Origin of the sequence: Elioraea sp., from assembly GCF_022842375.1 — a bacterium.
GTDB lineage: Bacteria > Pseudomonadota > Alphaproteobacteria > Acetobacterales > Acetobacteraceae > Elioraea_A.
The window spans coordinates 62,066-86,106 of the sequence record NZ_JALHPR010000016.1 but is presented as its reverse complement, the minus strand read 5'-3'; the positions used below and the strand labels follow the sequence as shown (position 1 = coordinate 86,106).

The 24,041-nt window shown below is 70.2% G+C and carries 21 protein-coding genes; 8 read left to right on the top strand and 13 right to left on the bottom strand.

Annotation, left to right across the window (positions count from 1 at the left end; translation table 11 throughout):
• Positions 1–3: 3 nt before the first annotated feature.
• Positions 4–570 (bottom strand): RNA methyltransferase, encoded by a 567-nt coding sequence (locus tag Q0C38_RS14465; RefSeq protein WP_291297812.1) that lies wholly within the window; start codon positions 568–570, stop codon positions 4–6.
• A 34-nt stretch (positions 571–604) separates the two neighbouring features.
• On the opposite strand from Q0C38_RS14465, the gene Q0C38_RS14460 reads away from it, so the two are divergent.
• Complete coding sequence (locus Q0C38_RS14460; protein ID WP_291297811.1) at positions 605–1,867, top strand: bifunctional 2-polyprenyl-6-hydroxyphenol methylase/3-demethylubiquinol 3-O-methyltransferase UbiG; 1,263 nt, start codon at positions 605–607, stop codon at positions 1,865–1,867.
• Between the two features lie 6 nt (positions 1,868–1,873).
• On the opposite strand, the gene Q0C38_RS14455 is transcribed toward Q0C38_RS14460, so the two are convergent.
• Positions 1,874–2,203: a TIGR02300 family protein gene (locus tag Q0C38_RS14455; protein WP_291297810.1), complete on the bottom strand. Its 330-nt coding sequence runs from the start codon at positions 2,201–2,203 to the stop codon at positions 1,874–1,876.
• 137 nt (positions 2,204–2,340) lie between these two features.
• On the opposite strand from Q0C38_RS14455, the gene aroA reads away from it, so the two are divergent.
• From aroA to Q0C38_RS14440, 3 genes are read left to right on the top strand one after another with little or no spacing between them, the layout of a single operon-like run.
• Entirely contained in the window at positions 2,341–3,684 is a 1,344-nt protein-coding gene (gene aroA / locus Q0C38_RS14450) for a 3-phosphoshikimate 1-carboxyvinyltransferase (RefSeq protein WP_408870033.1), read from the top strand.
• Positions 3,681–4,322: a (d)CMP kinase gene (gene cmk, locus Q0C38_RS14445; RefSeq protein ID WP_291297808.1), complete on the top strand. Its 642-nt coding sequence runs from the start codon at positions 3,681–3,683 to the stop codon at positions 4,320–4,322. The genes aroA and cmk overlap by 4 nt, the downstream gene beginning before the upstream one ends.
• Positions 4,323–4,357: 35 nt before the next feature.
• On the top strand, positions 4,358–5,569 hold the full coding sequence (locus tag Q0C38_RS14440; protein WP_291297807.1) for a hypothetical protein: 1,212 nt from the start codon (positions 4,358–4,360) through the stop codon (positions 5,567–5,569).
• Positions 5,570–5,572: 3 nt separating this feature from the next.
• Here Q0C38_RS14440 and Q0C38_RS14435 read toward each other — a convergent pair whose 3' ends face one another.
• From Q0C38_RS14435 to Q0C38_RS14395, 9 genes are all read right to left on the bottom strand, one after another.
• Complete coding sequence (locus Q0C38_RS14435; protein WP_291297806.1) at positions 5,573–6,463, bottom strand: MBL fold metallo-hydrolase; 891 nt, start codon at positions 6,461–6,463, stop codon at positions 5,573–5,575.
• Between the two features lie 12 nt (positions 6,464–6,475).
• On the bottom strand, positions 6,476–7,087 hold the full coding sequence (locus Q0C38_RS14430) for an ABC-type transport auxiliary lipoprotein family protein (RefSeq protein WP_291297805.1): 612 nt from the start codon (positions 7,085–7,087) through the stop codon (positions 6,476–6,478).
• Positions 7,084–8,118, bottom strand: coding sequence for an MlaD family protein (locus Q0C38_RS14425; RefSeq protein ID WP_291297804.1), 1,035 nt, complete (start codon positions 8,116–8,118; stop codon positions 7,084–7,086). The genes Q0C38_RS14430 and Q0C38_RS14425 overlap by 4 nt, the downstream gene beginning before the upstream one ends.
• A gap of 19 nt (positions 8,119–8,137) precedes the next feature.
• Positions 8,138–8,944 (bottom strand): ABC transporter ATP-binding protein, encoded by an 807-nt coding sequence (locus Q0C38_RS14420; protein WP_291297803.1) that lies wholly within the window; start codon positions 8,942–8,944, stop codon positions 8,138–8,140.
• The gene (locus tag Q0C38_RS14415; RefSeq protein WP_291297802.1) at positions 8,944–10,020 is read right to left on the bottom strand and encodes an ABC transporter permease; all 1,077 of its coding nucleotides are present in this window, start codon (positions 10,018–10,020) and stop codon (positions 8,944–8,946) included. The genes Q0C38_RS14420 and Q0C38_RS14415 overlap by 1 nt, the downstream gene beginning before the upstream one ends.
• Complete coding sequence (locus Q0C38_RS14410) at positions 10,017–10,823, bottom strand: ABC transporter permease (RefSeq protein ID WP_291297801.1); 807 nt, start codon at positions 10,821–10,823, stop codon at positions 10,017–10,019. Before Q0C38_RS14410 ends, Q0C38_RS14415 begins: the two co-directional genes overlap by 4 nt.
• Entirely contained in the window at positions 10,820–12,067 is a 1,248-nt protein-coding gene (locus Q0C38_RS14405; RefSeq protein WP_291297800.1) for an ABC transporter permease, read from the bottom strand. Before Q0C38_RS14405 ends, Q0C38_RS14410 begins: the two co-directional genes overlap by 4 nt.
• A gap of 43 nt (positions 12,068–12,110) precedes the next feature.
• Positions 12,111–13,157 carry an ABC transporter substrate-binding protein gene (locus Q0C38_RS14400; RefSeq protein WP_291297799.1) on the bottom strand — a complete coding sequence of 349 codons (1,047 nt, stop codon included), beginning with the start codon at positions 13,155–13,157 and terminating at the stop codon, positions 12,111–12,113.
• A gap of 107 nt (positions 13,158–13,264) precedes the next feature.
• Positions 13,265–14,362, bottom strand: a complete 1,098-nt coding sequence (locus Q0C38_RS14395) for an ABC transporter ATP-binding protein (protein WP_291297798.1) — start codon at positions 14,360–14,362, stop codon at positions 13,265–13,267.
• A 237-nt stretch (positions 14,363–14,599) separates the two neighbouring features.
• On the opposite strand from Q0C38_RS14395, the gene Q0C38_RS14390 reads away from it, so the two are divergent.
• Positions 14,600–17,584, top strand: coding sequence for a bifunctional diguanylate cyclase/phosphodiesterase (locus tag Q0C38_RS14390; RefSeq protein ID WP_291297797.1), 2,985 nt, complete (start codon positions 14,600–14,602; stop codon positions 17,582–17,584).
• On the opposite strand, the gene Q0C38_RS14385 is transcribed toward Q0C38_RS14390, so the two are convergent.
• The gene (locus Q0C38_RS14385) at positions 17,569–20,064 is read right to left on the bottom strand and encodes a ribonucleoside-diphosphate reductase (RefSeq protein ID WP_291297796.1); all 2,496 of its coding nucleotides are present in this window, start codon (positions 20,062–20,064) and stop codon (positions 17,569–17,571) included. The genes Q0C38_RS14390 and Q0C38_RS14385 overlap by 16 nt on opposite strands.
• 210 nt (positions 20,065–20,274) lie before the next feature.
• Here Q0C38_RS14385 and Q0C38_RS14380 point away from each other — a divergent pair, with 210 nt between their 5' ends.
• A complete protein-coding gene (locus Q0C38_RS14380) occupies positions 20,275–21,306 on the top strand; it encodes an enoyl-CoA hydratase/isomerase family protein (protein ID WP_291297795.1) in 1,032 nt (343 codons plus the stop codon).
• A 3-nt stretch (positions 21,307–21,309) separates the two neighbouring features.
• Here Q0C38_RS14380 and Q0C38_RS14375 read toward each other — a convergent pair whose 3' ends face one another.
• Positions 21,310–21,981 (bottom strand): GntR family transcriptional regulator, encoded by a 672-nt coding sequence (locus Q0C38_RS14375; protein ID WP_291297794.1) that lies wholly within the window; start codon positions 21,979–21,981, stop codon positions 21,310–21,312.
• A gap of 55 nt (positions 21,982–22,036) precedes the next feature.
• Between Q0C38_RS14375 and Q0C38_RS14370 the strand changes: the two genes are divergently transcribed.
• Both Q0C38_RS14370 and Q0C38_RS14365 read left to right on the top strand, forming a co-directional pair.
• On the top strand, positions 22,037–23,068 hold the full coding sequence (locus Q0C38_RS14370) for a mannonate dehydratase (RefSeq protein WP_291297793.1): 1,032 nt from the start codon (positions 22,037–22,039) through the stop codon (positions 23,066–23,068).
• Positions 23,065–24,036: a tripartite tricarboxylate transporter substrate binding protein gene (locus Q0C38_RS14365; RefSeq protein ID WP_291297792.1), complete on the top strand. Its 972-nt coding sequence runs from the start codon at positions 23,065–23,067 to the stop codon at positions 24,034–24,036. Before Q0C38_RS14370 ends, Q0C38_RS14365 begins: the two co-directional genes overlap by 4 nt.
• The last annotated feature ends 5 nt before the right edge of the window (positions 24,037–24,041 follow it).

Sequence of the window (24,041 nt, the reverse complement as noted above, 5' to 3'; positions counted from 1 at the left end):
ACGTCACGACTCGCCATCGCGGAACAGGGGCGGCAGGCCGCGACGGAAGATCGGCTTGCCATGGGCATGCTTCGGCGGCGGTTCGGCCGGCCCGCCGGGCATCACCGGCCGGTCGGCGTAGCGGCCATGCGTCACCTGCCGGTCATACATCACGATCGCAGCAGCGACGGCGAGGTTGATCGCGAACCGCGTCGGAATGCGCACCACGAAGTCGCAGGCGGCCAGCATGGCGGGCGAAAGGCTCGCGCGTTCCGGCCCGAACACGTAGGCCGCCTGCAACGGGTGGCGGAACGAGGGCAGCGGGATCGCGCCATCGACCACCTCGACGCCGACGAGCCTGGTGCGCGCCGGCAGGCCCATGGCATCGGGCGAGGGCCACCGGTAGAAGGGCAGGTGCCGCGTCGCATCCGAGGTATCGGCGATGCGCGTGGCGGCAAGGCCAGGGCTCTCGCCGACCGTGAAAAGGAAGGCAGCACCGAAGGCGTGCGCGGTGCGAAACACCGCCCCCGCGTTGCCCGCCTTGCTGACGCCCTCCATGCCGATGCCGAACCAGCCGCGCGCCGCGTCCATGCTCTCCGAAGGCCCCTCGATGCCAAACCAACCGATGACAGATCCAGCAGACGACGCCGTGGCCGCCCAGTACGAGGCCTATCCCTACCCGGCCCGCGACGCCAGGGACGAGGCGAAACGCCTCATCCTCGGCAGCCCCTCCTTCCTCGCCGAGATCGACCACTGGGTGTTCGCCGCCCGCAGCGATCCTGCCCGCCCGCTCGCCGTTCTCGTGGCCGGCGGCGGCACCGGCGACGGGCTCGTCATGCTCGCCCAGCAGATGGAGCAAGCCGGCAGGCCAGGCCACATCACCTATCTCGATCGTTCCGCCGCAGCCGCGGCGATCGCCCGCAAGCGCATCGCCGCCCGCGGCCTCGGCCATCGCGTGACTTTTGTCCAGGGTTCCCTGCTCGACGCCTCGCGGATTGCCCCCGGCCCCTTCGACTACATCGATTGCTGCGGCGTGCTGCACCACCTGCCGGACCCCGCCGCCGGCCTCGCGGCCATTGCCGCCGTGCTCGCCCCTGGCGGGGGGATGGGGCTGATGGTCTATGCGCCGCACGGCCGCGCCGGCGTCTACATGCTGCAGGAGGCACTCGCCACGCTTGCCCCGGCGTCGGAGCCGCTTCCCGCGCGAATCGAGGCGGCGCGGCGGCTGGTGCGCGGGCTGCACCCTGGCCACCCGCTCGGCCGCGGCGCGTTCCGCGACCATCTCGACGGCGGCGATTCGGGGCTGGTCGACCTGCTGCTGCACCCGCGCGACAGGCCCTACACGGTCACGCAGCTGATCGCGCTGCTGGCCGGTGCCGGGCTTCACGCGACCACGCTGGTCGAGCCGCTGCGCTACGACCCGGCGACCTATGCGTCAGACCCGAAGCTGCGCGCCCGCGCCGCTGCCCTGCCCTGGGCGGAGCGCGCGGCGCTGGCCGAAGCCCTCTCCGGCACGATGGTGGTGCACATCGCCTACGCCGTGCGCCGGGCCGATGGATGGACAGCGCCCGACCCGAGCGACGAGAGGCTGATCCCGACGCTGCGCGATCTCGACGGAAAGGCGCTGGCCGCCTCGCTCGGGCCTGGCCAGCGCATCGGACTCGACCTCGATGGGGTGCGCACGCAGCTGGTACTTCCCCCGCTCGGCCCTGCCCTGCTCGCGCGCATCGACGGGCGGCGGAGCATCGGCGCTGTGCTCGACGCGGTGGGCGCCTCTGCCGGGCAGCCCGGGGCCGGGCGCGACCGCGCTGCGCGCGACTGGGCCGCGCTCTATGCAACCCTCAACGCGGCGAACAAGCTCCTGCTCGCCGCGCCACCAGGAGGCTGAGCCGGCTTACCGCTCCTCGTCGCCGTCGGTGGGCTCAACCTCGATGTCGGCGGCGAGCTCGTCGGCATCGCCCTCGAGCTCGTCGGCGTCCTCGAGAACCGCATCGTCCTCGGTCTCGTCCGCCTCGACCTCGACCTCGACATCCTCCGGCACCACGACGGCAGCAGGCCGCTTCGCGCGCGTGTCGGCCGCCGGGGCCGGGCGGCGGGGGCGCGGCTGTTCTGCCGGCTGCTCCGTGCCGCACTTGGGGCATACGGCAGGGGTTTTCGTCAGGTCATAGAACTTCGCGCTGCACGCGACGCAGACACGCTTCAGACCCAGCTCCGGCTTCGCCATCGCGACACTCCTGCGGGCAGCACTCGACAGGGGCGGCGCGATGCCACAGCCGCATGGGCCTGTCAAATCCCGCATCCGCGGCAGAGCGTGCATCAGCCCCCCTGCCCAGCCGCCGCGGCCTGTGCGATATGCGCGCCATGAGCCACGCAAGCACCCTCAGGATGACAGCCACAGGCGCGGACGGCCCGCTTTCGGGCAGCATCCGCGTGCCGGGCGACAAGTCGATCAGCCATCGCGCCGTCATGCTCGGCGCGCTCGCTGTCGGCGAAACGACCATCACCGGCCTGCTCGAGGGCGAGGATGTGCTGCGCACCGCCGCCGCCATGCGCGCCCTGGGCGCCACCGTCACGCGCCACGAGGACGGCACCTACACGGTGGCGGGCCGCGGCATCGGCGCGCTGGCAGAACCCGCCGACGTTCTCGACATGGGCAACAGCGGCACGGCGGCACGGCTGCTCGCCGGCATCCTCGCCGGCCACCCGATCTTCGCGGTGATGACGGGCGATGCCTCGCTTCGCCGCCGCCCGATGAAGCGGGTGATCGACCCGCTCTCGGCCCTCGGCGCCAGCTTCTGGGCACGCGAGGGGGGAAGGCTTCCGCTCGCGATCAGGGGGGCGGCGAGCCCGCTGCCGGCCGACTACACCGTGCCGGTCGCCTCGGCGCAGGTGAAATCCGCCGTGCTGCTCGCCGGCCTCTCCGCACCCGGCATCAGCCGCGTGGTCGAGAACACGCCGACGCGCGACCATACCGAGCTCATGCTCCGCGGCTTCGGTGCGACGGTCATGGTCAACGCCATGAAGGAGGGGGGGCGCGAGATCCTGCTCACCGGCCAGCCGGAGCTCACCGGTCGCCCCATCGCCGTGCCGGCTGATCCATCCTCCGCTGCCTTCCCCGCCGTCGCGGCGCTGATCGTTCCGGGATCGTCGATCACGCTCGAGGGCGTGGGCATGAACCCGCTCCGCGCCGGGCTCTACGCGACGCTCGCCGAGATGGGGGCGGATATCGAGATCCATGACGAGCGTGACGAGGCGGGCGAAATCGTGGCCGACCTCACCGTCTCCTCCTCGCCGCTCACCGGCGTCGACGTGCCGGCCTCGCGCGCCGCCTCGATGATCGACGAGTTCCCCATCCTCGCCGTCGCTGCCGCCTGTGCCTCGGGCACCACCCGCATGCGCGGCCTTGCCGAGCTGCGGGTGAAGGAGAGTGACCGGCTCGCCGCCATCGCCACCGGGCTTGCGGCCTGCGGCGCGCGCGTGTCGATCGAGGGCGATGACCTGCTGGTACACGGCACCGGCGCCCCGCCGCGCGGCGGGGCCACGGTCGAGACGCACATGGACCATCGCATCGCCATGAGCTTCCTCGTGCTGGGCCAGGTGACGGCGGAGCCCGTGGCGATCGATGATGGCGGCTTCATCGACACCTCCTTCCCCGGCTTCGCCGACCTGATGCGCGGCCTCGGCGCCGCGATCACCGAGGGATGAGCGGATACGTCGTCGCAATCGATGGCCCTGCCGCGGCGGGGAAAGGAACGCTCGCGAAACGGCTCGCCGCAGCACTCGGGCTTCCCTATCTCGACACCGGGCTGCTCTACCGCGCCGTCGGCCGCCGCGTGCTTGACCATGACGCCGACCCTCGCGATGCCGTCGTCGCAGCCGCCGAAGCCGAGGCGCTGGGCGCCGACGATCTCGCGCGCACCGACCTCCGCGGCCCGCAGGCGGATTTCGCCGCCTCCGCCGTCGCTGCCATCCCGGCGGTGCGCGCGGCGCTCATCGCCTTCCAGCGCCGCTTCGGGGCGGAGCGCGGTGCGGTGCTCGACGGGCGCGACATCGGCACGGTGATCTTCCCCGAGGCCCAGGTGAAGCTGTTCGTCACCGCCTCGGCCGAGGAGCGGGCGCGGCGGCGCTTCCTCGAACTTCGCGCGCGCGGCATCCAGGCTGACCCGGACCAGGTTCTTGCCGAGATCCGTGATCGTGATGCGCAGGACGCCAATCGCCCCGTTGCCCCGCTTCGCCCGGCCGAGGATGCCGTGACGATCGATACCACCATGCTCGACGCAGACGCCGCCTTCGCTGAGGCGATGGCGATCGTGCGCGACCGGTTGGGAGAGAGCGTCCCTTAACGGTTTGGTGACATCTCGGCCCTGATGATCGGGGCATGCAGAACGCATCCCACCCGCAGAAGGCGGGCCGGGGCGGCGCGAGCCGGAGGCTGCGCACCGCTCCCCTCATCGCCCTTGCCGCCGCGATCGCGACGGCGGGAGAACCAGCACACGCGGCCGAGCCGGAGGCCGCCATGAACGCGCCTCAGGCAACACCGGACCACGGCTGGCTCGCCGCCGTGTGGGAGGCGGGCGAGACCGACAATTTCGTTCCTGCCGCCGCACAGCCGAACTGGGCACCAGCGGCGGCGCAAGACCCGCCACCGGCACCACCGCCGGCGCCCGCAGGCGCGCGAAACTCCGAGGCAGCCCCGGGCGAGCCTGCTGCCGGCGAGGATGCAGCGGGCGGCACGCCGGGCCGCGTCACCGACCTCGTCTCGCCGCGCGAGCAGGACCTCGCGAACATCCCCTTCGCGCCATTCGTGCCGGTCGACGCTCCCCCTGAACCGCAAGCCTTGCCTGGCGAACCGCCGCCGCCACCCACCATCCACAACGGCGCGAGTGCCGCCGGCGTGATCGCGACACTCACCATCACACGGCGCATCGCGCCAGACTGGGTGACCGATGCGGTCGGCGACGATCCGGGAACGGTCCAGTTCATTGCAGCAACGACGGCAGCGCTGCCGGCGGATGGGCAGACCCGCCAGGTGTCGATCGCATGGGCCGACCTCGACGGCGACGGCGTGCGCGACGGGCATCTCTACCGCATCGACAACGCCAACGATGCGGCCGTGACGGTCCAAATTCGTTTCGCTGGTGGTGCGCTGCTGCCGGGCAGTGCCACGGTGGCCGGCGACAGCGCAGCGTTCATCTGGGTTCCGCTCGATGCTGCCGCGACGCTCGCCTTCCAGGGCACGGATTCGGCGGGCGACTCGATCGCCTGGACGCGCGACACCAACACCCAGAATACGACTGACATGACCGTGGCAACCGTCCGTCGCGCTGCCTGGGCGGGCGAGACACACCAGGCAGGACCGGGCGAGGACGTGTTCCTGTTCGGCGCCGGCCAGGGCGTTGACGCCATCCTCGGCTATGATCCAGCGCAGGACAGCGTGCGGCTCGCCGCAGGCACGGCGGCGCGCGTCGTCGATGTGGCGGGCACCGCCGCGCTGCTGGTGGGCACGACCAACCGCGAGGGCATCGTGTTCGACGCCATCACCTACTCCGCAGCGCTCACGCTCGACGATCTCAACGTGGTCTTCGTGTAGCCCCTATCGGGCAAACGCGATCGTCGCACCGGCGTGGGTGAGCGTGCGGGCAGCGATGTCGAAGCTCATCAGGTCCTCGCCCAGCACCAGCGGCCCTGGCCAGTGCGCGCGCACCTCCGCCACCAGGGCGGGCGCGTCGAAGCGCGTCGGCACGAAATGGTTCAGCACGAGCATCGCCACGTCGGCTTCCGCGGCAACCCGCCCCACCTCGGTCGAGAGCGTGTGGTAGGCGGCGACGGCGTCGATCGTCTCCTGCGGGCGGTGAGCGGCGTCGGGGCGCATCTCGCGGCGGATGAACACCTCGTGCAGCAGAAGGTCAGCCCCCCGCGCGGCTGCGATCAGCGGTGGCCACACCGTAGTGTCGGAGGACAGCACGACGCGGAGCTGATCCTGTTCGATAACGAAACCATACGTCTCCGGAAAGGGATCATGGTTCACCTTCACGGCGGTAACGGTGACACCACCACCGCGGAAGGCCTGGCCATCGGCATACTCCGTCACCTGCACGTCAAGCCCTGCCTCGTTCGGCCGCTTCTCATGCGCGATGCGGAAATCGAGCTCGGGCTTCCAGAGGGCAGCCGAGCGTTCGACGAAGCCGATCGTGCCGGGCGGGCCGAATATCTTCCACGGCTTCTCCCGCCCCTGGTGCCAGGAGGAGACGATCAGCTGGTGGAAATCCACCACATGGTCGCTGTGCAGGTGCGTGAGGAACAGCGCATCGACCTCCGCCCCCCGCGTGCCGGCCTGCACGAGGCGCTGCGTCACGCCGGAGCCGCAGTCGAACAGCAGCGCTCGGCCGGCGGCCTGGACCAGGTTCGCCGGGCCCATGCGCAGGGGATCGACCTGCGGACAGCCGGTGCCGAGCAGCGTCAGCCGCATGAAGGTGGCGCCCACGCCCTGCCCCACCTAGACCCTGCCGCGGAACGAGGCCTCGATGTCGGCGAACACGGCGGCGAGCGCGACGTTGAGGCCGGCGACGATCGCCTCCGGTGCGAGCGAGGCGATGGCCACGCGCCGGTCATGGTCCCCCTGCGCGATCACCCGTGGCGGTGTCCGGTCGAGCCCCAGCACGAGCGACTGGATCTGCGCGCGCGCGACCGCCGGCGTTTCCGTTGCGTCGCCGAACAGGCCGCCGAGCACCGTTTCGAGCGCGAGGTCGGGCCGCGTGCGCGTGCCCTGGTCGACCACGGCCGCGAACAGCCCGCTGTCGGCGAGCCACTGGCGGAGCTGGTCCTGCACGAGGGAGGCAGGGGCGGCGAAGAACTCGTTCCAGAAATCCGCGCGCTGCTGCCCACCCGGCAGGCGGGTGACGATGCCGCGCAGCTCCGCCCCAGAGGCAGGGGTAACGGAGCGCAGCACGAGCACCCTGCCGCGCGGGTTCGCCGGCAGCCGCTGCGGCCGGCGCGCATCGAGCACGTAGAGCCTCTTGTCGGGGAAAGGCTGCGTCAGCGGGTTCGCGCAAGCCGCGAGCAGAGCGGGTGCCGCGAGCAGAAGCGTGCGCCGTGGTGTCATTGTCATCGTCCGCCTCCCTGCGCGGCGGGAACGGGCTCGCGCGGCGGCGGTGCGCCGAACAGCACCTGGCTTGGGAATTGTCGCATCTGTTCCGTGATCGCCTTGAGATTGTCGGCCGTGATGCGGAGGTCGCGCAGCAGCGGGCCGAGGTCGCGATTGGCATCGGCCATCGAGGCATCGAGCCGGCGCGCCGCCTGGTCGATCGAGGCTGCCGTCTGCGGCAGGCGCGCGCTCGCCGCCGCGGCCCCGCTCGTGATCGTGCGCATCTCGCGGCTCTCGAGGATCTCGCGCAGCGCCTGCACCGCGCCGCGCGCATCCGCCACGGTGGCGGTGAGCTCGGGCGAGACGGTGGCCGTGGTGGTGCGAAGCTGGGCCAGCAGGTCGCCGGCCTCGACCAGCAGGCGGTAGGCATCGCCACTCGTCATGCTGCCCGCCAGCGCCTCGATCAGCGTGTTGGCGTTCTCGACGAGCCCGGGCAGGTTCGCGCCCTCGAGCCGCGTCATGATGCGCTCCGCCGCCGTCTGGAACTGCGAAAGCGTGCTCGGCACCGAGGGGATGACCGTGTAACGCGGTTGCCACGGCACGGCCAGCGGCACGAAGCGGGCGGGGTCCACGAAATCGGCCTCGAGGTAGAGGACACCGGTGATGCCCTGGCTCGACATACGGATGCGCAGGCCGCCACGCACCATCTGGTTCAGCTCGTCCATCTCGCGCGCCGCGATTCGGTCGGTGAACACCTCGAACCTGACGACGACGAAGCGGAAGGCAGGGTTGGTCAGCACATTCATCTGCGCGGCGTCGTTGCCATACTCTGCCGCCGCCATCGAGATCTGCGTGACACGGCCGATCGGCACGCCGCGGAAGCGGACCTGCGCGCCCTGCTCCAGCCCCTGCACGCTCTCGGCGAAATAGGTTTCGAACGGGCGGCCGGCACTGCGGAAGGCCTCGGCGCCCACCCAGACGATGAGTGCTGCGATCATGGCAAGGCCGGACAGGATGACCAGCCCGACGCGGAAATAGATCGCCTTGGACTCCACGCCCTTCCTCCCCGCCCTCTCAGGCTGCCTCAGCGATGCGGTTGAAGAACGCCCGCACCGTGGGCTCCGTGCTGGTTGCCCTCAGCACCCTCGGGTCGCCCTCGGCGATCATGCCACGTGCCGCCTTGTCGAGCATGATGATCCGGTCCGCAACCGTCAGGATCGAGTCGAGCTCGTGGGTGACGATCACGAAGGTCACGCCGAGGTCACGCGCGAGCGTCAGGATCAGCTGGTCGAGCCCTGCCGAGGTGATCGGGTCGAGGCCGGCGGAAGGTTCGTCGAGGAACAGCAGCGGCGGGTCGAGCGCCATGGCGCGGGCGATCGCCGCGCGCTTGACCATGCCGCCCGAGATCTCCGACGGCAGCTTGTGGGTGGCATCGCCGAGCCCGACCATGCCGAGCTTGGCGCGGGCGATCTCGAGCACCGCCTCGCGCGGCAGGTCGGTGAAGCTCTCGAGCGGGAGCCTGACGTTCTCGAGCAGCGTCATCGAGCCGAACAGGGCGCCCAGCTGGAACATCACGCCGAAGCGCTGCAGCAGCCGCCGCCGCGCCGCGCCGCGGGCACCGATCAGGTCCTCGCCGAGCACTGTGATCGCGCCCTCCGTCGGTCGCCGGAGGCCGACCAGCAGCTTCAGCAGCGTCGACTTGCCACAGCCGGAACCACCGAGAATGACGAAGACCTCGCCCTGGCGCACGTCGAATGTCACGTCGCGGAACACCGTGTTGGTGCCGAACCGCATCGTCAGCCCCCGTCCCTGGACGATCGGGGGTGCATCGGGGCCAGGGCCGATGCGGTCGCCGCGTGCGGGGGGGATTTCGGGAACCATCACCAGCCCATGAGGAAGAACAGGATCGCGAAGATACCGTCGAGCACGACGATCGAGACAATGCCGCCGACGACGGCGGACGTCGCGCTGTCGCCAACCGCGCGCGGGCCCGCACCCGTGCGCATGCCGCGCGCGCAGCCGATGCCGGCAACGACCGCGCCGAACACGAGGCCCTTGGCGAGGCCGCCGATGACGTCGCCCGCCGTTGTCCAGGCGACCACCTGGTTGGAGATGGCGATCAGCGAAAAGCCGAGCGACGTCATCACCGTCGACATGCCGGCCACGGCCGAGATGTTCATCACCGCGATCAGCACCGGCATGATGACGATGGCAGCGAGCATGCGCGGCACGACGAGGAAGCGGAACGGGTCGAGCCCCATCGTGGTCAGCGCGTCGATCTCCTCGTTCACCTTCATCGTGCCGATCTCGGCGGCGAACGCGCTGCCCGACCGCCCGGCGAGGATGACGGCGGACAGCAGCGGCCCCAGCTCGCGGAACACCGAGACGGCGACGAGGTTGGCGACGAAGATCTCCGCCCCGTACTGGCGCATCGGGATCGCCGACTGGAACGCGAGGATCAGCCCGAACAGGAAGCCGAGCATGGCGATGAGCGGCAGCGCGCGCGTTCCCGCCTCCTCGGCGTGGCGCATCATGTCGGGCCAGCGCAGCGTCCACGGCCGCAGCACCGATGTCGTCACTGCCGAGATGGCCTCGCCCAGGAAGGCGATGCTGTCTCCCATGCCGTGGATGGTGGCGAAGGCCCCGCGGCCGACCGCCACGGGGACCGAATCGGTGGGCGGCACCGGCGGCGGGTTGGAGGCAGCCTTCGCCCCCTTCCGCGCAAGCGCGATGACGGCGGCGACATCGCCCGACGCGCCGATCACCGCACCGCCACCGGCGGCCGCCGCGCGCCGTTCGGCCGCGAGAACGAGGGCGGCGCCTGCGCCGTCGCAGTAGGTGACGGCGGAGAGGTCGAGCGAGACCGGGCCGGCGGCACTGCGCATCGTCGCGTCCCAGAGCCTGGTCGCGGCGGCGGCATCAAGGCGGCCGGAGAAGGGCAGGCTGCGCGCGCTCATGCCGCCTCCGGCACGGGTGCACGGGCGCGGGCGGTGCGGGCCGACAGCACGCGCACCAGCACCATCAGCACGAGGGAGAGCAGCGTCAGCATGGTCGCGGCGGCGAGGATGGTCAGTTCGATCGTGTCCTTCAACCCCGCGAACATCTGCCGCGGCAGGGTACGCTGGGACGGACCTGCGAGGAACAGCACGACGACGCTTTCGTCAAGCGAGGTGGCAAAGGCGAACACGGCACCCGCGACGACGCCAGGCAGGATGATCGGCAGCATCACGCGCAGGAACGCCGCGACCGGACCCGCCCCGCACGCAGCGGCGGCGCGAAGCAGCGTGCGGTCGAACTGCGACAGCGTGGCCCCCACGGTGACGACGACGAAGGGCGAGGCCAGCAGCGCATGCGCGATGACGAGGCCCGCATGCGTGCTGGCAAGCCCGAGCGGGGCATAGGCGAAGGTGAGCGCGACGGCCGTGATGATCGAGGGAACCACCATGGGCGAGAGCAGGATGGCCATGATCGCCGCACTGCCGGGGATCGCCGCGCGCCAGAGCCCGATGGCCGCGAGTGTGCCCAACGCGGTGGCGAGCGCGGTCGCCGCGAGCCCGATGCCGAGGCTGTTCCAGAGTGCGGCGAGCCAGAACTCGGAGGCGAACAGGGCGCGGTACCAGCGCAGGCCGACGCCGGGCAGCGGGAAATGCAGGAAGCTGCCCTCGCTGAACGAGAGCGGGATGATCACGCCGAGGGGCGCGACGAGGAACACCACGACCGCGAGCGACACCACCCACCAGCCGAGCCTGATCGCGCTCATGACGTGCGCACTGCGGAGAAGCCGACGAGCCTGCCGTAGAGGCCGACGATGAGCACGGTCGCGGCCAGCAGGATCAGCGACAATGCCGCGGCAAGCCCCCAGTTCACCGTCTGGTTCGCATAGAAGCCGATGAAGTAGGGCAGCATCTGGTCAGCCCCGCCACCAAGCAGCGCGGGCGTGATGTAGAAGCCGAGCGCCTGGATGAACACCATGAGGCATCCCGCGCCGATGCCAGGCAGCGTCTGCGGCAGCCACACGCGGCGGAACGCAGCGGCCGGGTGCGCGCCGAGACTCGCCGCGGCGCGGAGATGCAGCGGCGGGATCTGGCGCATCACCGCATAGAGCGGCAGCACCATGAAGGGCAGCAGGATGTGCACCATGGCGATGACGACGGCGAACCGATTGAACAGCAGTTGCTGTGGTGCACCGAAGATGCCAAGCGCGACGAGCGCGTGGTTCACCACCCCTTCGCGCGCGAGCAGCACCATCCATGAAGCCGTGCGCACCAGAAGGCTCGTCCAGAACGGCAGCAGTACGGCGAACAGCAGCACAGCGGCGACGGCGGGCCGCGCGGTGGCGATCAGCGCCGCGAGCGGATAGCCGGCCAGCAGCGTGATCACCGTCACCATCCCCGCGATCCAGAAGGAGCGCACGAACACGATGCGGAACACCGCCTGTTCCTCGGCGACGGGAAGGATCGTACCGGCAGCGTCACGCTTGAGGTCGAGCGCGGCGAGGAGGAAGAAATCGGTGTAGGGACCACGCGCGCGCGCGATCGCCCCCCATGTCTCGACATTCCCCCAGGCGGCATCGGCGCGCAGCACGGCCTCGCGCGCCGAGCCCTCGAACGGTGCGGCAAGCCTGCGGCCGGAGGCGACCAGGGTGGTGCGAAGCCCTGCCGTGTCGTGGTTCAGCCGCCCTGCCGCCAACGGCAGCGTGCCGGCCGCGCGCGCGGTGCGGAGGTCCTCGACCAGCGCCGCGAAGGCAGGCTCGTCGGGCAGCGCCGTACCGTTCCAGCCCTGCAATGCAGCAAGTGTGCGCGGCAGCACGGGCGCGACCTCGGGGTCCGCCACGCCGCGCATGAGCATGGACCCGATCGGCGCAGCGAAGGCGATGAGCACGAACAGCAGCAGCGGCGCGACAAGGAGGGCTGCGGAAATCTTCGGGCCGTGGCCCGCCTTCCGCGCCCGCCGCATCAGCGCCGCCGCCGCCTTCCCCGTCTCGATCGCGGCCACGTGTGCCATCGGAGAATGCGCGGGGGCCGGTCAGGCCCCCGCGCCGTCACACCTACCGGGCGAGCCACGCATTGAAGCGCTGCGACAGCTTGTCGAGGTTGTCGAGCCAGAACTGGTCATCGATCATCAGCGACACGGAGAGATTCGCCGGGTTGGTTGGGCTCGCCGCGAGAAGTTCGGGCGAAAGCCCCGCATTCGCTCCCTTAGAGGCACCGCCGTAGGGGATCAGCGGCACGAGCTGCGCCTGCACGCGCGGGTTCGAGGCGAAGTTCAGGAAGCGGTACGCGTCGTTCGTGTTCGGGCTGCCCTTCATGATCACCCAGCTGTCGATCGTGTAGAGGCTGCCGGCCCACTGGATGCCGAAGTCACGACGCTCGGTCCGGTTCGCGTTGGTGATGCGGCCGTTCGGAGACGAGGTCATCAGCACCTCGCCCGCACCCAGGATCTGCGGCGCCTGGGCAGAAGACTGCCACCACACGATGTGCGGCTTCAGCCGGTCGAGCATGCGGAAGGCACGCTCCACCCCCGCATCGGTGCGCAGGGTGGCATAGACCTGGTTGGCGGGAACGCCATCGGCCAGCAGCGCGTATTCGAGGTTCATCTTCACGCCGCGGCGAAGCCCGCGCTTGCCGGGAAAACGCTCGACATTCCAGAAATCGGCCCAGGTCGGCGTGCCCTGGAACTTCGTCCGGTCCCAGGCAAGGACAAAGTTGTAGAGGATCGCGCCGACGCCGCACTCATGCGCCGCTTCGGGAAGGTAGAGGTCACGCCCGCCGATGCGGGAATAGTCGAGCTTCTCGAACAGCCCCTCCTCGCAGCCGAGCAGCAGTTCCTCGCTCTCGACCTGAACGAGGTCCCAGGTGTTGTTGCCCGACTGCATCCGGGTGCGCAGCACGCCGATGCCGCCATCCCAGTTGTCCTCGACGAAGCGCACGCCGGTGGCCTGCGAGAACGGGCGGAAATACACCTGCCGCTGCGCGTCCTGGTAGGCGCCGCCCCAGGACACGATCGTCAGGTCACGCGAAGCTGCCGGGGTCGCCCCTGGGGCGGCCGCAAGCATCAGGCCTGCCGCCGCTGCGGCAAGGATGGAACGTCGCATTTTTCTCTCCCGATCGGTTCGAAGCCGGCACTGCACGGTAACGCCGCGGTGGGGCGTGTTTCAACGGCGCGTGGCAACGGAACGCCGCATGGATCACGGACGCCCGCTCAGGGCGCGAAGGCGACGGCGTGTTCCGGCTGCCACGCGACGGCGACGGCAGCACCGGGGACGAGGCCGGCCATCGCGGCCGACGCCGGGCGCTTGGCGGTGATCTCGGCGCCGTCGGCGAGTGAGAGCCGAACGCGGACATGGTCGCCGAGATAGATCACCTCGGCCACCGTGGCGGCCAGCGCGTTCTCGCCCAGGTCATCGGCCGCGGCGGCGGCAACGGCGATGCGCTCGGGCCTGACGGAGAGGATGGCGGGCGAGCCTTCCGCCCCGGCATCGGCCCGGCGTGCCCAGAGGCGACGTCCATCGGCCAGCACGATCGCGGCCATGTCGCCGTCACGCTCGGCCACACGGCCGGCGAGGCGATTGTTCTCACCGACGAAGCCCGCGACGAAGGCATCGGCTGGGCGTTCGTAAAGTGCTTGGGGCGTGTCAAGCTGGCGGATCGCGCCGTCGCGGAACACGGCGATGCGGTCCGACATCGTCAGCGCCTCGGATTGGTCATGCGTGACATAGACCATCGTCACGCCGAGCCGCTCATGGATGTGGCGGATCTCGAGCTGCATCTCCTCGCGCAGCTGCTTGTCGAGCGCACCCAGCGGCTCGTCGAGCAGCACGAGCGGTGGTTCGAACACCAGCGCGCGGGCGAGCGCGACGCGCTGCTGCTGCCCGCCCGAAAGCTGGCTCGGCCGCCGCGCGCCATAGTCAGGCAGCCGGACCATATCAAGCGCGCGGGCAACGCGCCGGTCACGCTCCGCCCTTCCGATGCCGCGCACGGACAGCGGGAAGCCGACATTCTCGCCGACCGTCATGTGTGGGAAGAGGGCATAGGACTGGAACACCACGCCGATGCCGCGCTTGTGCGGCGGCAGGCGGGCGATCGGGCGGCCCTCGAGCAGGATCTCGCCGGCCGTCGGCTGCTCGAAGCCGGCGAGCATCATGAGCGTGGTGGTCTTGCCCGAGCCCGAGGGGCCCAGCAGCGTCAGGAACTCGCCGCGCGCGATGTCGAGGTCGAGATGCCTGACGGCGAAGCGCACCCCGTCATAGCTCTTCTCGACGCCCTGGAACCGGACAAGGGTGTCACTTCCTGCTGCCATGCAGCATGGAGACTGGCAGCGTGACGGTCACGCCGCAAGCCGGGGTGCCGTAAGTCGGGGTGCCGCAAGTCGGGGGACGGGCGTGGTGAGGCGCACGACCAGGCCTTGGATGCCAGCCGCGCCCGGACCTTAGTATCTCGTTAGTATCCGGATGGGATCGTGCCAGCCATGGCCCACTCATCCCGAGCACGCCCGGCCGTGGCGCGGGAGGCGGCGTGCTGCGCGCCGGACGCGGCGATGCCCGCCGCCTCCGTGGCCGATGCCGCTTCGCCCGATGTCGCGACCGACGCGGCAGCGGCCGGAACCGGCACGCCACCTCGCCTGCTCGCGACGCTCCGGGGCAGGATCATCCTGGCCTTCCTCGCCGTCGGCCTGCTCACCGCCGGGCTTGGCGCCTTCTCCCTTGCCGCCATCGACCACGCGGGCCGGCTCGTGGTCGCGACCTACGATACCGCGCTGATGTCGATCAGCTCCGCCCGCGCGGCGGCCGGGAGTTTCACCGCGCTGAAGGCGCTCGAGGCACGCAAGCGCGCGACGACAGGCATGCTCGACCATGCCGCCGACCGCTTCGCCCGCCTGGTCGATGCGACGCGCGGCAGCCTCGTGGTGGCAGCCGAGCGTGCGCAGGGGAAGGGATCCCAGGGAGAGGGCGCCCGCGCGGCAGCCGCTGCGGCACATGCTGTCGAAGCCTGGATCGCTCTCGCGGCCACGCCACCACGGCAGGATGAGGACGCCTTCGCGCGCTGGCGCAGCCTCGATGCAGCAGCAGCAGCAGCGGAGGAGGCGCTCGCCGTCCTGGTCAGCCTCACCGCCGGGGATGGGGTGCTGCATCGCCGCCGCGCCGTCGACGCGGTGGCCGACATCGGCAAGGCAACGGCGGTCGCCACCGCCGTTGCGCTCGTGCTCGGCCTCGTCGTCGCGGTCGTTCTGTCGCGCCGCATCATCGGGCCGGTCGCCGCGGCGTCCGCCGCCGCACGCGGCATCGCCGGCGGCAGGCTCGACACGCCGATCCCGCGCGCCGACGGTGACGAACTCGGTGCCCTGCTGGGCGCGATGACGGTGATGCGCGACACGATCCGTCGCATGGTCGAGCGCGAGGAGGCGGATCGGCGCTCGGCCAGGTCGCGCGTCGGCAGCACGATCGGCACCGCGCAAGACGGGTTCGTGCTGGTCGATGGCGCCGGGCGGATCACCGCGGCGAACACGCCGATGGCGGCGTTCTACCCCGAGGCGGTGGCGCTGCTCGCTGCCGGCACGCCAGCCACGGCGCTCGCCGCGGCGATCGGCGGCGGCGTGCTCGCGAGCGACGAGGTGATGGAGACGCGCCTCCGCGACGGGCGCTGGCTCAGGATCAGCCGAAGCCCGACGCAGGAGGGTGGCTTCATCGCCACCTTCACCGACATCACGGTGCTCAAACGCAACGAGGCCGCGCTGTCTCAAACCGCACTCCGGTTCGACGCGGCGCTGAACAACATGTCGCAGGGTCTCTGCATGTTCGACAGGGAGAACGTTCTCCTCGTCGTCAACCGCCGCTTCTGCGAGATCTACCGCGTCGATCCGGCGAAGGTCGTTCCCGGCATCACCTTCCGCCAGATGATGGGTTTCTCGATCGCCGCCGGGAACCACGCGCGCACCGATGCCGACGCGCTGGTCGCACGCAGGCTCGCCTTCATCGCCAGGCGCGAGGCCGCCACCGCGTTCCAGGAGCTAGCCGACGGCCGCGTCATCGCGATTTCGCACGAGCCGATGCGCGATGGCGGCTGGGTCGTCACCTACGAGGACATCACCGAGCGGCGCCGGGCGGAAGCGCAGATCACCCACATGGCGCGGCATGACGGGCTGACCGGCCTGCCGAACCGCGCGCAGTTCCGCGAACGCATCGATACCGCGATCGCCGCTGGCCGCCCCTTCGCTGTGTTCTCGATCGACCTCGACGATTTCCGCGCGGTGAACGAGGGCTTCGGCCACCCGGCCGGCGACGAGGTGCTGCGCGAGGCGGCCGCACGCCTGCTTTCGACAGTTCCGGAAGGCTGCACCGTCGCGCGGCTCGGGGCTGACGAATTTGCTGTCATCCAGTCCGGCATCGCTGGCGCTGACGATGCCGCGGCGCTTGCCGCACGCCTCTCGGCAGCCCTCGCGGCACCCTGGCGGATCTCGACCGGCGATGCCGCGATCGGTGGCTCGATCGGCATCGCCATCGGCCCCGGCGATGGCGCGGCTGGCAGCGCCGCCGAGAGCGAGGGCGCCGATACGCTCGTGACGCAGGCCGATCTCGCGCGCGAGCTTGGCCGCCGCGAGGGGCGCGGCGCGGTGCGCTTCTTCGAACCGGGCATGGATGCCCGGCAACAGAAGCGGCGCTTGCTCGAGGCTGACCTTCGCCAAGCGCTGGGCAACGGCGAATTTGCTCTGCACTATCAGCCGCTGGTCGAGATCGCGACGGGCCGCGTCACGGGGTTCGAGGCGTTGCTGCGCTGGCGGCATCCGCGCCGCGGCCTTGTCTCGCCCGGCGACTTCATCCCGCTGGCGGAACAGCTCGAGCTGATCGCGCCGATCGGTGCCTGGGTGCTCGGCCAGGCCTGCATGGACGCGGCGGCATTCCCGGGTGGGCAGAACGTGTCGGTGAACGTCTCGCCGCTGCAGTTCCGGCGCCCAGGCCTCGTCGAAGCCACCGCCGAGGCACTCGCGCGCTCAGGCCTGCCGCCCGGGCGACTCGAACTCGAGGTGACGGAGAGCGTCCTGCTCGACGACAGCGAGGCAACGCGCGAAGTGCTGCACCGGCTGCGGGACCTCGGGCTGCGCATCGCGATGGATGATTTCGGCACGGGCTACTCCTCGCTCTCGACGCTCAGGAGCTTCCCGTTCGACAAGATCAAGATCGACCAGACCTTCGTGCGCGACCTTGCCTCGAGCGCCGAGGCACGCTCGATCGTATCGGCCATCGTGGGCCTTGGCGGCGCGCTCGGCATGCGCACGACGGCAGAGGGCGTGGAGACGGACGGACAACTCGCGGCGCTCGCAGCGGAAGGCTGCGTCGAGGCGCAGGGCTACCTGTTCAGCAAGCCGCGGCCGGTCGAGGAGCTTCCCGCCCTGCTGCGCAGGCTCGGGGCGCGGGAGGACGGGCAGCCGCAGCCGCGCCTACCAAGAGACCAGCCAACGGAAGATCAGCCAGCGGAAGATCAGCCAACAAAAGATCTGCCAACGAAAGATCAGGCGGCCGCCTGAGCGCTTTCCTTCGCGGCCGAGGCATCGTTGGTGCCGAAATCGATCGGGCATACGCCACCGGCGCAATCGACATGCTCGCGCCCGACATCCTCTGCCGCTGCCTCGGCGATCGCTGCCGCGATCATCTCGTACTCCGCCTTCGTGACCGACTGCTCGGGCTGGTACTCGTACGCCGTCGCATCGGTCTGCGGCATCACGGCGCAGGCGCGCACGGTCGGCTGGAGTTTCAGGATGGCATCTCGGAACCCTGCATAGCCGACCGTCCGGGGGTCGTACTTCAGGGTGTAGCTCACCTGGTTTCCGGTATCGGTGGCGAGCGGCACCCCCGCCTCGTCGACGCCGCGGATCCAGTACTTCTCCAGCAGCTGGAGGTAGCGATACTGCTCCTCCGGCGTTGCCTCGCCCGCGGTGACGAGCTTGTCGCCGAGGCCGAGTTCATCGGCCGTGCGCACGATCTCGGGCTTGGTCGGGAAGCCGACGACAGTGGTGCCGCGATAGGTGGTGAGGCTGCGCACCGGATAGCCCTTGGCGCGATACTCCTTCACCATCGGGTCGTCGTTGCGGAACTGCACCCAGCGCAGGTACTCGCGCATCGAGGGCAGGTGGGCACCCTCGGTCAGCCCGAACAGCTTCGATGTGGTGCCAGCCGGCTTCATCGTCGTGTCGGTGTGGGGGCGGACGACGCCGAGCGAGGCGGAATAGCGCGTCGCCTCATCGGCCACCGCACGCTTGAAGCGGGCGAGCATCATCCAGAACGGGCGCGACTTCGCCTCGTCCACCAGGTCGGCCCAGGCGAAGCCGAAGCGCTTCAGCGCGTATTCGTGAAGCCCCGTGATGCCGACGCCGATGCGGTTGGTACGCTGCGTTTCCGGCTTGTAGAGGCAATCCATCAGGTTCACGCGGATCAGCGCGCGGGCCGCCGCACGGAACGCCGCCTCCGCGTCATCATCGTCGGCGGCGTGGTAGGGCACCACGTCGGCGATCACGCAGTAGCCGCCGAGCATGAACAGGCTGATCTCGCCGCAGGGGTTGGTGATCTGTGTGTAGCGGCTGGCACGCGCGCGGGCGACGAGGTCGCCCAGCAGCGCATGCGTCTCGCCATCGGCCTGGTACTTGTCGCTGCCCATGAACAACGTGCCGGAGGCATAGGCGTCGAGCCCCTCGCTGTTGGCGACGAGCTTGTCCTGGTTGATGAAGCCAGGCTCACCCGTGCCATCGTCATAGGCAGCGCTGACCGCCGCCTCGAACACGGCATGCGCGTGCGCCCATTCATCGCGCACGGCCTCGTCCCACGCGGGATCGGCCTCGGCGCGCTGCACATGCGCCCAGAAATCGGCATCGACCGTGATGGAGTTGTTCGACGACCAGAGGAACCCGCCGCGCTTGACCGAGATGAAGCCGAGAACGGAACGATCGCGCCATGTCTTGGTGCTCATCCGCGCCGACCGGCGCGCGCCGCCGACGAGAACGCATTCGGCGAGGTAGTGATCGACGAACAGTGCCGCGCGCCACGGCTCCATGCCGGAACCGCGCACCATCGCCACGCGGGCAAGTGCCTGCATGTAGGGACCGGGGCCGGAGGCAGGGCGGCCTTGCATGCCCATGATCGGCGCGCCCTTCGGCCGCACCTTGGTGAAGTCGAGCAGCAGCACGTCCTCGCGCCGGCGCTCGAATGCCATCCGCTCGACCACCTCGACCGCCTTGGCCCAGCCCTCGCGCGAATCGGCAACCTCGTGCACCACGATGCGGCCATGCGTCGCGTAGAGATGCTCGGCGTCACGCCGCGTCAGGAAGCCGGTGATGGTGCCCTGCTGCACATCGGCGTGCGACCAGTCGATGACCGGAACGACCAGCGGCATGTCGTGCGACCAGTCCACCGCCATCATCGCATCGTCATAGGCACGACCGACGCCGGAGCCGTTCAGCAGCAGCAGGTAGCAGAGGAAACTGGTCGCGGCGGTGGAACAGTTGGTGAACACCTCCATGTTGCGCTGCGGCTGCGTCGCGTCGCCATGCTGGAGGTGCCGCCCGCTCATCAACAGCGAGGCCTGGCGGATGTGGTGGCGCAGCGTCGCACGCTCCGCCTCGCGCCATTCCGCGCGCGGCTCGAGCAGTGCATTGCCGAGCGAGACGCGCTCGGCAACGTCGGCCCAGCTCTCCGTCTCGATGCGCCCGACCGCCATGATCCAGCCCGAGACGCTGACATCGTCGCCATGCTCGACGAAGAACTGCCCCTCATAGGCCCAGCCCTCGCGCCGCGCCCAGGCTGCGAGCTGGCTCTCGAGCGAGGAGCCGTCATCGCGCGACACCACGAAGGCGACGCGCTGGCCGACCGGGAAGCGACGGACGATTCGACGATTGATCGTACGATCCGCCACCGCCTGGCCCATCCCCGGCGCATAGGTGCGCGCAGGCGTCTCGCCCCAGGGCAGCAGGGGCTGCGAGAGGTTCTGCGGCGTGACGGGCTGGATGAGCGTCATGTGGCGTGCCTCGGCGGTCGGAATCGGGTTGCAGAGGATAGGCGGAGTCGGGACGGATTCAATCGTGAAAACTACATCAAGCGTTAACGTTCTCAGATTACCGCTAGATGTTGCGTCCGCGCCACCCTGGGCCTGGCCCCCGTGTCCATGTTGCACGGCAGCATCGGCGCTGCTACCGCTGCCTGCAGCAGGGGACGGGAGCCCAACGCCATGACAGACGCCAACGCAGAACCGACCGTCCTGGCCTCGGTTTCCCGCGGAACGGGCAGCCTCGTGCTCAATCGGCCGCGTGCGCTCAACGCGCTCGACCGCGGCATGATCGACGCGATCGCTGTCGCGCTCAACGCCTGGCGGGACGATCCGGCCGTTCGCCTCGTCACGATCGAGGGGGCCGGCGGACGGGCCTTCTGCGCGGGGGGCGACGTCCGCGCCGTCCGCACATTGGCGCTGGCCGGCGCGCGCGAGACGATCGAGGCCTTCTTCGTCGCCGAATACGCTGTCAACCGCATGATCGCCGAGTATCCGAAGCCCTATGTCGCACTGATCGACGGTGTCTCCATGGGCGGCGGCCTCGGCGTGTCGGTGCATGGCAGCCACCGGGTGGTGACCGAACACGCCACCATGGCGATGCCCGAGACCGCGATCGGCCTGTTCCCCGATATCGGCGCGACCTTCTTCCTGCCGCGCCTGCCGGGAGCGAGCGGGATGTACCTCGCACTCACGGGCGCGCGGATTTCGCCCGGCGATGCGCTGCACACGGGGCTTGCGACGCATTACGTGCCGCGGGCGGGCCTCGTCGCGCTGAAGGATGCGCTCGCACGCGAGGGGGTGTCTGCACTCGACGCCCATGCCGTGCCGCCGCCCGACAGCCTGCTGGCGGAGGATCGGCCGGCGATCGACCGCTGCTTCGCCGCCGACAGCGTCGCCGGCATCATCGCCGCACTGGAGGCAGAGCGAAGCGAGTGGGCGCGGGCCACCCTCGCGACACTGGCGCAGATGTCGCCGACCTCGCTCACCGTCACCTTCGAGGCGCTCAGGCGCGGTGCTGCGATGAGCCTTGCCGATTGCCTCACGACGGAGCTTCGGCTGACGCGCAGCGTCACCTTCCACCCGGATTTCGCCGAAGGGGTGCGCGCGCAGGTCGTCGACAAGACGCGTGATCCGCGATGGACACCGGCGATGCTGGCCGAGGTGGACGCTGCCGACATCGCGGCGCTGTTCGACGGTCGCTGGCCGCGCTGAGGGTCAACCGACCGGTTTCCGCGCCCTCGCCGAACCGGGCGAGGCGAGTGCCAGCGCCAGCAGGTCGGCCATCGCGTTGTCGGAGGAGGCGATCGCCAGGTCCGTCGCCCCTGTCGCATCGCGCCGGCGCAGCGCGCCAAGCAGCGCACGATGGCTCTCGACCGACCGCGCCAGCCGCCCCGGGCCGAAGCCGAGCCTGAGGCGCAGCGCCTCGACGAGAGCCCAGCTCCTGTTCATGACTGCCGCGGCATCGCGGTTGCGCGCGGCGGCCAGCAGCGTGCGATGGAAATCCTGATTCACCGCCATCGCGCCGGCTCCGTCGCCGGCCTCGGCAAGCGCCTCGAACCGCGCCTCCAGTGCATCGAGCGCATCGAGGTCGGCTTCCGTCACGTGGCGGACGACATCGGGCATGAGCACGCCGAGCACGGCCGCGCGCAGCCGGTAGATGTTGCGGATGTCCTGGGGGGTGAGCGCGCGCACCCAGGCCCCGCGATTGGCCTCCGCCTCCACCAGCCCTTCGCCCTCGAGCAGCTTCAGCGCCGCGCGCACCGGCGTTGCTCCTGCCCCGAGCCTGGCCGACAGCGCAGCGACGGTGAGCCGCTGCCCGGGCGCGAGCGTTCCGTCCACGATCAGGCGTCGCAATTGGGCGGTGACGGCATCCTCGGTCGTGTCCATGGTTGATTCTATCAAATTTTCCTGATCAGATAAATTCATAAACGGAGGAAACAACGTGCGCGTTGCCGCCGGTCAGTTCCGCGAATTGACGCAGGGTGATCTCGCCTTCGCACGCCAGATCGGCTGCGCCGGCATCACCGTGAACAAGCCCGATTTCGACAGCCCGGGGTGGACCACCTTCCTCGGCCGGCAGTTCACCGCGTCCGCCGGCCCGCGGGCGCCGACGCGGCGCTGGTCCGCCCTCGATCTCGCCCAGCTTCGCGCGGCGGTCGACGCGCACGGGCTGGCGCTCGAATGCATCGAAGGCGTGCCGGCGAACCTGCTCGCCAAGGCGATGCTCGGCCTTCCCGGGGCGGATGAGCAGATCGAGGATTTCAAGGCGACGATCCGTGCCATGGGCCAGGCCGGCATCGGCGTGCTCGGCTACAACTGGATCCCCGACGGCGTGTGGCGCACCACGAAGGCCGACCATGGCCGCGGCGGCGCGCTGGTCACAGGCTACGACCACGCGATCGGCCAGCGCATCGAGACCGGAATATTGCCGATCCGTGACGATAGCGCGATGTGGGCGAACTGGGAACGCTTCATGGCCGCGGTGCTGCCGGTTGCGGAGGAGGCGGGCGTGAAGCTCTCGCTGCACCCGGACGATCCGCCGGTGCCGATGCTCGATAGCGTCGCACGCATCTTCCGCGACGCGACCGCGTTCGATCGTGCACTCGCCTTCGCCGACAGTCCCCACCATGGGCTCGCCTTCTGCACCGGCACGATGGCAGAGCGTGGGGCGGACACGATGATGGCGGCGCTCGCCCGCTTCGCGCGGATGGGGCGTATCCACTACGTCCATCTCCGCTCGGTTTCCGGCGCGCTGCCGCGCTTCGCGGAGGCGTTCATCGACGAAGGCACGGTCGATCCCGTCGCGGTCCTGCGCACGCTGCGTGACGCAGGCTTCGACGGGTTCGTGATCGATGACCATGTTCCCCATGTCGAGGGCGACACGGTCTGGGGCCACCGCTCGCGCGCCTACGCCACCGGCTACATCGCGGGGATCATCCGCGCACTCGGCAACGAATACGGGAGGTCACCATGACGAACGCTTTCTCGCGTCGCGCCGCACTCGCGCTCCCTGCCCTGCTTGCAGCCGGAGGGGCGACAGCGCAGCCGCTGACCCGCCCGCTCAGGATCGTCGTTCCCTTCCCGCCTGGCGGCAGTTCCGACCTGATCGCGCGGCTGGTGCAGAACGACCTCGCGCGCCTGGTCGGCCAGCCTGTCGTGGTCGACAATCGCGGCGGGGCGGCCGGGAACCTGGGCGCCGACCATGTCGCGAAGTCAGCCCCCGATGGTGCCACCGTGCTGCTGACCGACCCGGGCATCCTGACGACCGCGCCCGCCCTCTTCTCGAAGCTGACCTACAATCCCGCGACCGATCTCGCCCCGGTGACGATGCTGATCTACGCGCCCTACATCATGGCGGTTCACCCCTCCGTGCCCGCGAACACCGCAGCCGAGCTGGTTGCCTACGCGAAGGCCAATCCGGGGAAGATCAACTTTGCCCATTCGGGCGTGGGTGCCGTGAACCACCTCACCGCGATCGTCGTCGTGCAGCACTGGCACACGGAGGTGACGGAGGTGTTCTATCGCGGCGGCATGCAAGGCATCCAGGCAGCCGTCGCGAACGAGAGCCAGATGATCGTCAATGGTGCCACCGCGACGCTGCCCTTCGTGAAGGACGGGCGGCTGCGCGCCATCGCCGTCACCGGCCCGCGGCGGCTGGCGGACCTGCCGGACGTGCCGACCTTCGGCGAGCTTGGCTGGCCTGCTGCCGAGAGCGGCATCTGGCAGGGGCTTCTCGCACCGGCCGGAACGCCGGAGGCGATCATCAACCAGCTCCACACCGCCTTCGCCACGGCGATGCGCGAGCCGGCGACCGCGACGCGGCTTGCCAATCTCGGCGCCGACATCCGCACTGACGGGCCGGCAAGCTTCCGGGAATGGCTCACGCGCGAAACGGCGCTCTGGGGCGGGGTGATCACCGCGCGGGGAATAAAGCTGGACTGATCCTT

What these genes read in the sequence shown, in the direction of transcription:
- Q0C38_RS14400 (WP_291297799.1), bottom strand. Translation starts at nt 13,157, where the DNA reads ATGCGACGTTCCATCCTTGCCGCAGCGGCGGCAGGCCTGATGCTTGCG.
- Q0C38_RS14375 (WP_291297794.1), bottom strand. Translation starts at nt 21,981, where the DNA reads ATGGACACGACCGAGGATGCCGTCACCGCCCAATTGCGACGCCTGATC.
- Q0C38_RS14380 (WP_291297795.1), top strand. Translation starts at nt 20,275, where the DNA reads ATGACAGACGCCAACGCAGAACCGACCGTCCTGGCCTCGGTTTCCCGC.
- Q0C38_RS14405 (WP_291297800.1), bottom strand. Translation starts at nt 12,067, where the DNA reads ATGGCACACGTGGCCGCGATCGAGACGGGGAAGGCGGCGGCGGCGCTG.
- Q0C38_RS14455 (WP_291297810.1), bottom strand. Translation starts at nt 2,203, where the DNA reads ATGGCGAAGCCGGAGCTGGGTCTGAAGCGTGTCTGCGTCGCGTGCAGC.
- Q0C38_RS14365 (WP_291297792.1), top strand. Translation starts at nt 23,065, where the DNA reads ATGACGAACGCTTTCTCGCGTCGCGCCGCACTCGCGCTCCCTGCCCTG.
- Q0C38_RS14440 (WP_291297807.1), top strand. Translation starts at nt 4,358, where the DNA reads ATGCAGAACGCATCCCACCCGCAGAAGGCGGGCCGGGGCGGCGCGAGC.
- Q0C38_RS14415 (WP_291297802.1), bottom strand. Translation starts at nt 10,020, where the DNA reads ATGAGCGCGCGCAGCCTGCCCTTCTCCGGCCGCCTTGATGCCGCCGCC.
- Q0C38_RS14465 (WP_291297812.1), bottom strand. Translation starts at nt 570, where the DNA reads ATGGACGCGGCGCGCGGCTGGTTCGGCATCGGCATGGAGGGCGTCAGC.
- Q0C38_RS14385 (WP_291297796.1), bottom strand. Translation starts at nt 20,064, where the DNA reads ATGACGCTCATCCAGCCCGTCACGCCGCAGAACCTCTCGCAGCCCCTG.
- Q0C38_RS14460 (WP_291297811.1), top strand. Translation starts at nt 605, where the DNA reads ATGACAGATCCAGCAGACGACGCCGTGGCCGCCCAGTACGAGGCCTAT.
- Q0C38_RS14420 (WP_291297803.1), bottom strand. Translation starts at nt 8,944, where the DNA reads ATGGTTCCCGAAATCCCCCCCGCACGCGGCGACCGCATCGGCCCTGGC.
- Q0C38_RS14410 (WP_291297801.1), bottom strand. Translation starts at nt 10,823, where the DNA reads ATGAGCGCGATCAGGCTCGGCTGGTGGGTGGTGTCGCTCGCGGTCGTG.
- cmk (WP_291297808.1), top strand. Translation starts at nt 3,681, where the DNA reads ATGAGCGGATACGTCGTCGCAATCGATGGCCCTGCCGCGGCGGGGAAA.
- Q0C38_RS14390 (WP_291297797.1), top strand. Translation starts at nt 14,600, where the DNA reads ATGCCCGCCGCCTCCGTGGCCGATGCCGCTTCGCCCGATGTCGCGACC.
- Q0C38_RS14430 (WP_291297805.1), bottom strand. Translation starts at nt 7,087, where the DNA reads ATGACAATGACACCACGGCGCACGCTTCTGCTCGCGGCACCCGCTCTG.
- aroA (WP_408870033.1), top strand. Translation starts at nt 2,341, where the DNA reads ATGAGCCACGCAAGCACCCTCAGGATGACAGCCACAGGCGCGGACGGC.
- Q0C38_RS14395 (WP_291297798.1), bottom strand. Translation starts at nt 14,362, where the DNA reads ATGGCAGCAGGAAGTGACACCCTTGTCCGGTTCCAGGGCGTCGAGAAG.